10 protein-coding genes are annotated in these 12375 nt (G+C 61.8%); 9 read left to right on the top strand and 1 reads right to left on the bottom strand.

All coding sequences use genetic code 11. The features are described 5' to 3' along the window. Positions 1-2: 2 nt before the first annotated feature. The 3 genes from ACR0EF_RS00750 to ACR0EF_RS00740 are packed head-to-tail and all read left to right on the top strand — an operon-like array spanning position 3 to position 3528. Positions 3-1031, top strand: coding sequence for an ABC transporter permease (locus tag ACR0EF_RS00750; protein ID WP_170371788.1), 1029 nt, complete (start codon positions 3-5; stop codon positions 1029-1031). Continuing rightward, a complete protein-coding gene (locus tag ACR0EF_RS00745; RefSeq protein WP_170365297.1) occupies positions 1028-2182 on the top strand; it encodes an ABC transporter permease in 1155 nt (384 codons plus the stop codon). Before ACR0EF_RS00750 ends, ACR0EF_RS00745 begins: the two co-directional genes overlap by 4 nt. Further along, entirely contained in the window at positions 2179-3528 is a 1350-nt protein-coding gene (locus ACR0EF_RS00740; RefSeq protein WP_170369776.1) for a CoA transferase, read from the top strand. Before ACR0EF_RS00745 ends, ACR0EF_RS00740 begins: the two co-directional genes overlap by 4 nt. Positions 3529-3621: 93 nt before the next feature. Here ACR0EF_RS00740 and ACR0EF_RS00735 read toward each other — a convergent pair whose 3' ends face one another. Then, positions 3622-5994, bottom strand: a complete 2373-nt coding sequence (locus ACR0EF_RS00735; RefSeq protein WP_170371967.1) for a mechanosensitive ion channel family protein — start codon at positions 5992-5994, stop codon at positions 3622-3624. 373 nt (positions 5995-6367) lie between these two features. Between ACR0EF_RS00735 and ACR0EF_RS00730 the strand changes: the two genes are divergently transcribed. Genes ACR0EF_RS00730 through ACR0EF_RS00705 form a run of 6 tightly spaced genes read left to right on the top strand, consistent with a single transcriptional unit; the run spans position 6368 to position 12371 of the window. Then, positions 6368-7582 carry a glycosyltransferase family protein gene (locus tag ACR0EF_RS00730; protein WP_170369778.1) on the top strand — a complete coding sequence of 405 codons (1215 nt, stop codon included), beginning with the start codon at positions 6368-6370 and terminating at the stop codon, positions 7580-7582. Beyond that, a complete protein-coding gene (locus tag ACR0EF_RS00725) occupies positions 7579-8826 on the top strand; it encodes a glycosyltransferase family 4 protein (RefSeq protein WP_170369780.1) in 1248 nt (415 codons plus the stop codon). The genes ACR0EF_RS00730 and ACR0EF_RS00725 overlap by 4 nt, the downstream gene beginning before the upstream one ends. Beyond that, a complete protein-coding gene (locus tag ACR0EF_RS00720; RefSeq protein WP_170369782.1) occupies positions 8826-9902 on the top strand; it encodes a glycosyltransferase family 4 protein in 1077 nt (358 codons plus the stop codon). The genes ACR0EF_RS00725 and ACR0EF_RS00720 overlap by 1 nt, the downstream gene beginning before the upstream one ends. Beyond that, positions 9899-10483, top strand: a complete 585-nt coding sequence (locus tag ACR0EF_RS00715) for a histidine phosphatase family protein (RefSeq protein ID WP_170340373.1) — start codon at positions 9899-9901, stop codon at positions 10481-10483. The genes ACR0EF_RS00720 and ACR0EF_RS00715 overlap by 4 nt, the downstream gene beginning before the upstream one ends. Next, on the top strand, positions 10480-11622 hold the full coding sequence (locus ACR0EF_RS00710) for a glycosyltransferase family protein (RefSeq protein ID WP_170369784.1): 1143 nt from the start codon (positions 10480-10482) through the stop codon (positions 11620-11622). The genes ACR0EF_RS00715 and ACR0EF_RS00710 overlap by 4 nt, the downstream gene beginning before the upstream one ends. Next, entirely contained in the window at positions 11619-12371 is a 753-nt protein-coding gene (locus tag ACR0EF_RS00705) for a polysaccharide deacetylase family protein (protein ID WP_170340368.1), read from the top strand. The genes ACR0EF_RS00710 and ACR0EF_RS00705 overlap by 4 nt, the downstream gene beginning before the upstream one ends. Positions 12372-12375: the final 4 nt, after the last annotated feature.

Raw genomic sequence — 12375 nt, 5'->3', positions numbered from 1 at the left:
AGATGATCATGCTCCGCTACGCGGTGTATCGCTTTTTCACGATGCTGCTGACCCTGTTGGTGGTATCGATGCTGATCTTCGTGATCATCAACCTGCCGCCGGGAGATTATCTCAGCAACCAGATTGCCGAGCTGCAGGCTTCGGGGCAGTCGGCCGGTGTGGCCAAGGCGGAATTCCTGCGAAAGGAATACGCTCTGGACCGCCCGATGTGGGAACAATACCTGATCTGGGTCGGCTTCTTTCCCGGCCCTCATGGGTTTGAGGGGTTGCTGCAGGGCAACTACGGCTGGTCCTTCGAATTCGATCGTCCGGTTGCCGACATCGTCGGAGACACGCTGTGGCTGACCGTGGTCGTGAACCTTGCCGCGATCCTGTTCGTCTATGCCGTGGCCTTGCCTCTGGGTGTTATGGCGGCGGCCAAGTCGCGGACCTGGGTCGACTATACGACCGCCTTCGTGGGCTATCTGGGATTGGCGACGCCCAACTTTCTGCTGGCGCTCATCCTGTTCTACTACGGGCACCGTTACCTCAATTTGCCCATCGGCGGATTGATGGACCCGGTGTTTGAGGGGCAACCCATGAGCTGGGATAAAATGAAATCCATCCTGGTTCATCTGATCGTGCCCACATTCGTGATTGGCACCTCGGGCGCCTCGGCCATGATGCAGCGCCTGCGCGCCAACATGCTGGACGAATTGGGCAAGCCATATGTTGAAACCGCTATAGCCAAGGGCATGTCGCCGTCGCGGATGCTGACCAAATACCCGCTGCGCGTCGCCTTCAACCCCTTCGTGGCTGACATCGGCAACCTGCTGCCCTCGATGGTGTCGGGATCGGTTCTGGTTTCGGTGGTGCTGGGTTTGCAGACCATCGGCCCCACGCTGCTGACGGCGCTGAAGACACAGGACCAGTTCCTGTCGGCCTTCATCCTCATGTTCGTGGCGCTGCTGACGCTGATCGGCACCATGATCTCCGACATTCTGCTGGTCATGCTTGACCCGCGTATTCGGTACGAGGGGCGCGAAGCATGAGCAAACTGCCCGACGGTCGCTTTGTCGACGACGCCCCGTTCGATCCCGAAGCATCTTTGCAGCAATTGGAGCGCAGGGATCTGGACGCCCCGAATTGGGTTCTGGTCTGGCGCAAATTCAAGACACACCGGCTGGGTCTGATATCGGGCATTTTCCTGCTGCTTTGCTACCTGATGCTCCCGTTTGCAGGGTTCATCGCGCCTTATGGCCCGAACGAACGAAATGGCGAACATCTCTACGCACCGCCCCAATCGGTGAACTGGTTCCACCAGGGCGAGTTCATCGGGCCGTTCGTTTACCCGATCGTGGCCGAGGCCGACCTCGAGACGTTCCAATGGAAATTCGTCCCTGACACCGAGGATCCGCGACCCGTGCGGTTCTTTTGCGAGGCATCCGAGTACAAGCTGGCCGGGCTCATCCGGTCAAACACGCATCTGTTCTGCGCACCAGAAGGCACGACACTGTTCCTCTGGGGCTCGGACCGGCTGGGCCGCGATATCTTCAGCCGCATCCTATACGGCGCACAGCTTTCGCTGACCGTGGGCCTGATCGGCATTTCGGTCTCATTCTTCCTTGGCATCCTGTTCGGGTCTATGGCCGGCTACTTCGGTGGACGGATCGACTGGGTCATCAACCGCGTGATCGAAATCCTGCGGTCTTTGCCCGAACTCCCCCTGTGGCTGGCACTATCGGCGGCGGTGCCGTCGAACTGGTCGCCGGTTGCGGTGTTCTTCATCATCTCGATCATCCTCGGCATCCTCGACTGGCCCGGGCTGGCCCGATCCGTGCGCGCCAAATTCCTGTCGCTGCGCGAAGAAGAATATGTGCGCGCCGCCGAGATGATGGGTGCCAGTTCCGGCCGGGTAATCCGCAAGCACCTGCTGCCGAACTTCATGTCTCACCTGATTGCCTCGGCCACGCTGTCGATCCCGGCCATGATCCTGGGGGAAACCGCGCTCAGCTTTCTGGGTCTCGGCCTGCGGGCACCGGCGGTCAGTTGGGGCGTGATGCTGAACGACGCGCAGAACCTCGCCTCGATCGAGATCTATCCGTGGACGGCCATCCCGATGCTGCCGATCATCGTGGTGGTGCTGGCCTTCAATTTCCTGGGTGACGGGCTGCGCGACAGTCTGGACCCTTATCAGCAATGAGCCTGCTGGCTTCGCTTCCACCGTCCGAGGCCTATCAGGTCGCCGGCTCCGGTGCGCTTCCCAGCGCATTTGCCGTATCCGAGCTGGCAACTGCCAGCTTTGCAGCCGTGGGCCGCGAGCTTGGACGGTTCATGCAGGCCACCAATCTTGTCTCGCTCCCACCCAAGGCAATGGTCGATCACCGCCTCGCGTCGCTGTGGTTCGGATACTCGTTCAAGCCCGAAGGCTGGGATATGCCAAGTCTCTGGGATCCAATCGCGGGCGACTATCGGGGGGCCGATGGCTGGATCAGGTTGCACACCAACCTCCCCCACCATAGGGAAGCGGCCCTCAGGGTTTTGGCGACCGAGGGGGATCGTGCCGCGGTGACGCAGGCCATCAAGAGCTGGTCGGTCTCGAACCTTGAAACGGATATCGTGGCGCAGGGTGGTGTTGCCGCCGCCATGCGCAGCCGGGCCGAGTGGCTTGACCACCCGCAAGGCCGCGCCGTGACGCGGGATCCGTTGATCGGCTGGCACGGCCCACGCCGGATCACCCTGCGCGACAGGCCTCAGGCGCGCGCGGATCGGCCTTTGGCCGGGCTTCGGGTTCTCGACATGACGCGCGTGCTGGCAGGCCCGGTTTCCACCCGCACGCTGGCCGGGTTCGGAGCCGAAGTGCTGCGCATCGACCCACCGGGTTGGGATGAGCCGGGCGTGATCCCCGATATCTCGCTCGGCAAGCGCTGCGCATACCTGGACCTCAAGTCACCCGCTGGCCTGGAAAAGCTGCAAGAGCTGCTCGCGCAAGCGGATGTCTTTGTCCATGGCTACCGCCCCGGTGCGCTGGATGCTCTGGGGCTGACAAAAGAGGTGCGCGATACGATCGCTCCAAACCGGGTCGAAGTTACGCTGGACGCCTACGGTTGGCAGGGGCCCTGGGCCACCCGTCGCGGATTTGACAGCCTCGTCCAGATGAGCTCGGGAGTCGCTGACGCCGGCCGCGTTTGGGCCGGAGCCGACAAACCCACCCCGCTGCCCGTTCAGGCACTTGACCATGCCACCGGCTATTTGATGGCCGCCGCTGTCCTCTCGGCTCTGAAAGAAGCGGCTTCGGGGCATTCGATCATGGATGGGCGCTTGTCGCTTGCCCGTATCGCCGAATTGCTGGCCAGCCTCGCGAAATCCGAGACGGGCGACCCGTTCACCGCTGCCAAACCCGGGGACTACGCATCCAGATCAGAAGAGTCCGGCTGGGGCCCCGGCAAACGGCTGAACCCCGCGCTGAGCGTCGGTGAGGCGCGGATGCACTGGCCGATCCCGGCATCCCGGCTCGGCACGTCTGATCCCACGTGGCGAACCACCTGAACAAAGGCCCGACCGCCGCGCGGAACGCGCGGCCCTGCCCAACGCTTGGAACGGTGGCGCAGCGGCGCCGCAGGTCAAAGTGGCGGGAGCGCCCTAGCGGTCGTCGCCACCGGGGCCGATATCGTCCAGATACTCCTCGTCAATCGCGGCTTGCACCGCGCCGGTGACCGCCTCGCGTTGTTTCGGAGACAGGTCTTCGGGATCCTTGCCATCGGCCAGTCGAACCGTGACTTCGCGGTGGGCAAACTTGATGCCTTCGCGCGCGAACAACTCGCGGATTTCTTGGTACACCTTCTTGCGTACCAGCCACTGGTCGCCCGGCTTGGTCATGAACTTCACCCGGATGATCATCGCGGAATCCTGCATCTCGATGACGCCCTGTGACTTGAGCGGCTGGATGAAGTTGTCCCCGATCACCGGATCCTCCAGCAACTCCTGCCCCAGCTTCTTGATCAGTTTACGGACCTTCTCGACGTCCGTGTCATAGGTCACGCGCAGAGGCAGTTTCATGATCACCCAGTCGCGCGAGTAGTTGGTCAGAACCTTGATTTCACCAAACGGGATCGTGTTCAGGGCCCCCAGATGGTGGCGCAGCTGGAAAGACCGGACCGAGATTTTTTCGACCGTACCTTTGACATCTCCGATGTCGATGTATTCTCCCTTGCGGAACGCGTCATCCAGCAGGAAGAACGCGCCCGAGAAAATGTCCCGCACCAGGGTTTGCGAGCCAAAGCCCACGGCCAGACCGACAACGCCGGCGCCTGCAAACAGCGGGCTGACATTTATGCCCAGTTCCATCAGGACGATCAGCACGATGGTCACGACCACCACGGCCAGTATGGCGCCCCTGAACAAAGGCAGCAGCGTGGCAAGGCGGCTTTGACCGCCCTCTCCGCCCTCGTCACCCAACTCGGCTTCGGCGGCTCCATCATCGGTTTCTTCGGCGATCTTGGTGTCGATCCAGATCCGGAAGAAGTGGAACAGGATGTAGCCGATGAATAGGATCACCATCACATCCAGCGCCCTGCCAATGGGCAAATCCTCGCTCCAGCTGGCTTCGGGATTCCAGATGACGACCAGTGCGTAGATGCCGACGACAAAGGCCAGAATGCCCGCGACACGCCGCGCAAGATCTTCGTAGGTCACCAATGTGTGCTTGCGCTTCTCCGCCTCGGGCGTCTCCGAGGTCCGCATGGTATCTTCATCGGTATCGAGCTCGGCATTCAGAGCCTCGATCTGCCGGTTGCGATCGAAGTACCGCTCGAGCAGATAGTTCATGGCGCCATAGGCGATGACGACCGACATGAAGATCATGTAACTGCTTGCGACGATCGGCAGCGAGTCCTCGGTCTCGAGCACCAGATCCACCGCCAGCTTGAACCAGCTGAAGACAAGATAGACGATCAGGGCCGGGGCCCAGCCAAATGATACGAACCGCAGCAACCAAGACACCTGGTCTGGCTGGCGGCCGCCTCGGATGGCGTTCGAAATGGCCCGGGCATTGAACAGGATCATTAGGATGTTTCCGACCATCCCGATCAGGGTCAGCCCGCCATAAACCATCGCGTAGACGTTGTAGTTCAGCCCGAAATCCGCCACCCAGGTGGAAAACAGAACAGCGGTAATGTCATAGGTCGCCAGCGCCGATGCCCAGATGTACAGCCGCTTGGCGTCACGGTCCGAGAATGGCGGCAGCCTGTACTGGCTGAGATACGGCGACAGCACCATCCGCCACAGGTCGGAAACCGTACGTGACAGGAAAAACGCCGTGAAAATCGCCGTGACGGTGAACTGGATCGAAATATCTTCGGCCTCGCCGAAGAACAGATACCCGACGATCAGAGCCATCAGCATTGCAAACACCGTGGCCCCGATACCCATCAGGAACCGGAACACAAGGAACGGCATCTTTTCCCGATACCCCTGCGGGTTTTCCTTGATCCGGGCGACGACCCACCGTCGGGCAAAGCGCTTGCCGTACAGCTCGATCGACAGCCATCGGCCAACCATCAGGAACAGGATGTTCCATCCCAGCACCTCGACATAGGTGAAAATCCGGCCATCAGGACTGGTTTGCTCGAGGATGTAGCGTACCTCGAAGATCGAATAGGGCAACGCCTCAAGGCGGGATCGCACGGCTTCGCTGAACTTGGCAAAGCGCTCCTGCGCCTTCATCAACTGCGAACTTTCCGCCATTGGATCATGAGCGACGTCCTCGGGCTGGTCACCAGCCTGCCCAACCGAGGATACGACCTGCCCGGCGCTGTCGATGACGATCACGCTGGCGCCCGCCTCGGTCGCGGCGCGGATCGCGGCTGCAACATCGTTGTCCTGCGGGGCCTCTGTTTCACCGGACGCCCCGGGATACCCCGGGATCAGCGAGGTCTGCGCCGCCGCACCGGTCGCGCATACCAGAGCGATTGTCCACGTCAGGAACAGTACACGGACAAGAAAGTTCGGTTTCATAAGGTCTTGCATCCTGATCTCTTGCTGCACGGCAGCCTATAGAACGCACCGGCCTTGATCAAACGATCCACTCGCTGCTTCCCGACATCGTGTAGGACCGTGTTTTTGGCGCAAGCCCAAAGGCAGGATGTTTCCAACCCTCTGGAATTCCGATAAGAGCAGGCAGCATCCGGCAAATCCGGGCTTTGCCAACTTCGGGGAATGTTGCAGGCTTCGCGTTATTGGTGACTTGCGCAATGGCTGTTGCCAAATCGCAATGATTGACGCATTTGCGGCTTTGACACAGACCCTTTGGCAGGCGGCGTCAAAAAATATAAGATAACTGGTGCGAAACGCGCGGAAACTGCACCGTAACAAAGATACGAGCGAGGGCATGAGCCTAGGCATCGACGACAAACAGACCGGTCGCGCTCCGCGCATAATGTTCTACAGTCACGATACGTTCGGACTGGGTCATCTCAGACGCTCCCGAGCGTTGGCTGCGGCAATGACGCGGGCGAACCCGCGGGCCTCGGCCCTGATCCTGACTGGCTCGCCCGTTGCCGGGCGCTTCACTTTTCCGCGGCGCGTGGACCATGTGCGCCTGCCGGGCGTGACCAAGCGGGCCGATGGTTCGTATGCCGCGCGCACGATCGGAATGGGGATTGACGAGGTCACCGAGCTGCGCTCGGGACTGATTCAGACCACCATGCGCCAATTCGACCCGGACGTCGTCGTCGTCGACAAGGAGCCGACCGGATTCCGAGGCGAACTGCTGCCCACCCTGGAACAGCTGCATCAATCCGGGCGCGCCAAACTGGTGCTGGGTCTTCGCGACGTTCTGGACGAACCCGAGGTTCTGGCGGCGGAATGGGCCCGAAAGGATGCCGTCGCCGCGACCGAGAAGTACTATCACGAAATCTGGGTCTACGGCCTGCGGTCGGTTTATGACCCGACAGAAGGATTGCCGCTCAGCCCGTCGGCGCAGGCGCGGATTCACTGGACCGGCTATCTGCGCCGCGATCTCGGCCCTGTCGGCGAACCTCCCGAGCAGCCCTATATCCTTATCACGCCCGGAGGCGGTGGCGACGGGAAGGCAATGGTCAACCTTGTCCTGTCCGCATATGAAAAAGACCCTGATCTGTCCCCCCGAGCCCTGCTCGTCTATGGCCCTTTCCTGTCCGGTGAGTTGCGCGAAGAATTCGAGGCCCGCGTGGCGGCCCTGAACGGTCGTGTAACGGCGGTCGGGTTCGAATCCCAGATCGAAACCCTGTTCGCCGGCGCGGCGGGTGTGGTCTGCATGGGCGGATACAACACGTTCTGCGAGGTGCTCTCCTTTGACAAACGCGCGGTGATCGTCCCGCGAACCACCCCGCGGCTGGAACAGTGGATCCGCGCCTCGCGCGCCGAGGAACTGGGTCTTGTGCGGATGCTGGACGAGACCCGTGATGGGTTGACGGCCGATGCGATGATCACGGCCATTCGCAACCTGCCGCAGCAGCCCCTTCCCTCGCAGGCGATCCGGGCCGGTTTGCTGGATGGCTTGGACTATGTCTCTGATCGGGTCGAGGCCCTGCTGAGCGTGGAACAGGAACGAGCGACCGGATGACCGACGCAGAGCCGAGACTGGCGGTGTTGGTCAAAGGTTGGCCGCGCCTGTCCGAGACGTTCATCGCTCAGGAACTGGTTGCTTTGCAGGATGCCGGCCACGCCTTCGACATCTGGTCATTGCGCCACCCAACCGACACCAAACGCCACCCCCTGCACGACCGATTTCAGGGGCGGGTGCACTATCTTCCCGAATACCTGTACCAGGAACCCCAACGCGTATGGGCGGCGAGACGAACCGCACAGGCGCTTCCGGGTTACGCACAGGCCTACCGGGTGTGGCGACAGGATCTGCGTCGCGATCCCACGCACAACCGGATCCGCCGCTTTGGACAGGCTTGCGTTCTGGCCGCGGAATTGCCCGGCGACACGCGCGCGCTGTATGCCCACTTCCTGCATACCCCGTCCTCGGTTGCCCGCTATGCTGCAATCATGCGCGGCCTGCCGTGGAGCTTTTCGGCTCACGCCAAGGATATCTGGACGTCGCCCGAGTGGGAAAAGCGTGAAAAACTTCACGCTGACACCTTCGGAGCGGCGTTCGGCGCAACCTGCACCGAGATCGGCGCGCGGCACTTGCGCGATCTGGCCGATGACCCCGCCCGTGTCGATCTGATCTATCACGGGCTGGACCTGACGCGATTTCCTGAGCCGCCCGTACGAAAACTGCGATCCGTCGATGAACGGTTCCATATGGTGTCCGTCGGACGACTGGTAGAAAAGAAAGGCTTTGATCGCTTGATCCACGCCTTGGCCATACTCCCCCCAGAGATCGACTGGCACTGGACCCACATTGGCGGCGGCACCTTGTCGGACAACCTGCGCAGCCTGGCGGAAAATCTGCGCCTGCAGGATCGCATCACTTGGAAAGGCGCCTGCGATCAACCCGAAGTCATTGCGGCCATGCGCGATGCGGATCTGTTCGTGCTGCCCAGCCGCATCGCCGCGGACGGCGACCGGGACGGCCTGCCCAATGTCCTGATGGAAGCCGCGTCGCAAAAACTGCCGATCCTGTCCACTCCGGTCTCGGCCATTCCTGAATTCATCCGCAACAACGTGCACGGCATCTTGTCCGATGACGAACCCAAGGCGCTGGCAGACGCCATTTCCACCCTGGCCGCCGACCCGCAGAAAGCGGCAATCATGGCCGATGCGGCTTATGACCGCTTGCTTGCCAATTTTCGCATGGACCCCGGCATTGCGCGTCTGTCCCGCCGCCTGAAAGCCTTGTGCGCGGAGGGTACTTGATGGTTCGGGTCGCCTTCTATGCGCCGATGAAAGCCCCAGACAGCCCGGTTCCGTCCGGCGACCGCGAAATGGCTCGCAACCTGATGGCTGCAATCGGGGCCGAAGGGCATCGCGTTGATCTGGTCTCGCGGCTGCGCATCTATGACAAAACCGGAGACCCGGACCTTCAGAACCGTCTCGACCGCGAAGCCGCGGCCGAGGTCACCCGACTGAGCACAGAACTGCCTGCAGATACAGGCCTCTGGGTGACCTATCACAACTACTACAAAGCTCCGGACCTTTTGGGGCCGGCGGTCTGCAGGGCGCGCGGGATACCCTATGTTCAGCTTGAGAGCACCCGCGCCATGTCGCGCCTTTCCGGGCCCTGGGCCGGCTTTGCCCAAGCTGCGCACGATGCCTGCGACGCCGCGCAGGTGATCTTCTATCACACAGCAAATGACTTGATCACACTGGAACGCGAGCGGTTCGGTGATCAGTCATTGATTGAACTCCCACCCTTCCTGCCCCGATCGGACCTGCCTCGGCCCTCTCGATGCGCGGGGCCGATGCTGACGGTGGGAATGATGCGATACGGGGACAAGTTGGAGTCCTTCCGCATTCTGGCCGATACGCTGGCATTTTTGAATGAGGATTGGACGCTGAACATCGCCGGCGACGGGCCAGCCCGCCCGGATGTCGAGGCTTTGATGGCCCCCTTCGGCACACGTGTCCGTTTTTTGGGCCTGCTGAGCCGCGATGACCTGGAAACGATTTACTCCGATGCTGCTCTGTTGGTCTGGCCGGGCGTCAACGAAGCCTACGGGATGACCTATCTCGAGGCGCAGTCCGCGGGCGTCCCCGTTGTCGCCCAGGATCGCCCGGGAGTGCGCGACGTACTGGCGCCTGCCAATCATCCTGCCCCTGATTACGGCGCCGCCGCGCTGGCCGAGCGAATTGACCGGCTGCTGTCCGATCCCGAACTGCGTCGGAGCGAAGGTCAAAAAGCGCGCGACTACGTGGCCGGCCGTCATTTGATGCCAACCGCAACGCGGACGTTCTGGTCGGGAGTTTCTTCGCTGGTAGAGGAGATGTCATGACACGTCTGGCCCTTCTGCGCCACGGTCATACCGCCTGGAACCGCGCAGGGCGCATTCAGGGGCGCAGCGACATCAGCCTCGATGATCAGGCAAAGGCCGAACTGGCCCGATATCGCTTGCCAACTCCTTGGGACCGGGCCGAACTATGGTCCAGCCCCCTGACCCGCGCCAGCGAAACTGCGCGGCTGGTCGCCGGACGCGAACCCGCAACCTCGGCCGCCCTGGTCGAGATGAATTGGGGCGACTGGGAAGGCCAACGCGGGGAAGACCTGATTGCAGATGCCAACACTGGTTACCGGCATATCGAGGATTGGAGCTGGGAATTTCGTCCCCCCAACGGCGAAAGCCCGGCCGACATTCGCCGCCGCCTTGTGCCATGGCTGTCCAGCCTGACCGGTGACAACGTAGCTGTCTGCCATATCGGAATCATGCGGGTCATCCTGGCGCTTGCCTGGGGGTGGGAGTTCACAGGCCCCGCGCCGTTCCGCATCAAACGCAATCGTCTCTACGTGGTCGATTTGGAGCAAATGCGACCGGAGGCTGAGCCCGTCCGGCTTATCCCGCGCGAGGCCGGGTCATGAGGACCATGATCGTCGTCACCCATCTGCTGGGGACCGGACATCTCAGCCGAGCCTTGACCTTGGGTCGGGCTTTTGCGGATGCCGGACACGACGTGACCGTCGCATCCGGTGGGATGCCTGCACCACAACTGAATGCGGATGGAGTTTCCCTGCTGGCACTGCCACCCCTGCGTTCGGATGGTACCGATTTCACGCGGTTGCTGACGGCCGACGGAGATATTGCAGACGCGACCTATCTGAACTCCCGCGCTATTGCCCTGACCGAGGCTGTTCGACGGGTAAACCCCGATGTCCTGATAACGGAACTCTATCCCTTCGGGCGCCGAAGCTTGGCCGACGAATTTCTGGCCCTGCTGTCCACTGCGCGGTCACTGCCGTCCTGTCCGGTTGTTCTGAGTTCGGTCCGGGACATCCTCGCGCCACCGTCGAAACCCGCCAAAGCTGTACGGACCGAAGAAATCATTGTGCGTTTCTATGACGGCGTACTGGTTCATTCCGACCCCGAAATCACGCCGCTGGATGCCAGCTGGCCGGTTACAGGCAACTTGGCCGGACGCCTGTTCTATACGGGCTTTGTTGCCCCGCCTGCGCCGGGTCCTCATGAACAGGGGGAAGGAGCGAATGAAATCCTGGTCAGCGCTGGCGGCGGATCGGTCGGGCAACCGATCTTTCGCGCGGCCATCGAGGCCGCCCAAAAGATGCCCAACTGGCGCTGGCGCCTGCTGGTCGGCGGTCAGGATGCCGAAGACCGGATTGCCGAACTGAGGCACATGACAAATGGCGAAAATGTCATTCTGGAGCCCGTACGTCCGGATTTCAGACAAATGCTACCGCTGGCCGCAGCCTCGGTCAGCATGTGCGGGTACAACACCGCCATGGACTTGCTGCAATGCGCGACCCCGGCCGTTCTGATCCCATTCGACGATGGTAAGGAAGTGGAGCAGACCCTGAGGGCAAAGAGCCTCGCGCGCCTGCCAGCCGTCGACGTGCTGCCCAGCGCGAAGCTGACCGGAGAGGCATTGGCCCAAGCAGTCGACCGCGTTCTGCATCAAGGCCCGCGCAAACCGTTGGATGGCGGGTTTGACGGAGCCCGCAAGTCGGTAGAGATTGCCACCTCACTCTGGGAGGCTCGGCAATGACAACCGATTGGACACCGCTGCGATCCGAATTGCAGGTGTGGCGAGAGGCTGGGCTTACGCTTCCACTGTGGTGGCGGGACGATGACGCGATCGCGCCCAGCCGGCAATTGGACCGTTTGGTGGGCCTGTCATCCCGAACCGGGCTGCCGGTTCATCTGGCCATCATTCCACGCGATGCCAGTCAGGATCTGGTCGACCAGGTTGCCAACCAAACCAGCTTGGTTCCGGTGGTTCACGGCTGGGCGCACGAGAACCACGCACCAAAGGGCGAAAAGAAGTCCGAGTTCCGCCTGCATCGTCCGCCCGCCTCGATTGTGTCTGATGCACGCAATGGCTTCCTGCGTCTGCAGGAGTCCTTCGGTGATCGTCTGTGCCCGATGTTCGTCCCCCCTTGGAACCGCATCGCGCCCGAAGTGACGGCAGAGCTTGCGGAGATCGGCTATCAGTTCCTGTCCACGGCCACGCCCAGAACGCACGTAGAAGCAGCGCCGGGCCTGACTCAGGTCAATACCCATCTGGATCCGATCGACTGGCGTGGTAAGCGAGGGTTGGCCGATCCGAATGCGTTGATCGCCAAAACCGTCTCGATGCTGCAGGATCGCCGAGAGGGACGTGCCGACCCAACCGAACCTTTTGGCGTGTTGACCCATCATCTTGTCCATGATCAACAGATCTGGGACTTTACCGAGGCGCTTCTGGATTGTCTCATGGCTGGCCCCACACGCGTCTGGTCCGCAGGACCACACTGATTAC

This window comes from Ruegeria sp. CG8 (assembly GCF_056537165.1).
The sequence above is the reverse complement of the archived record's forward strand: the minus strand, read 5'-3'. Positions and strand labels throughout refer to the sequence as shown.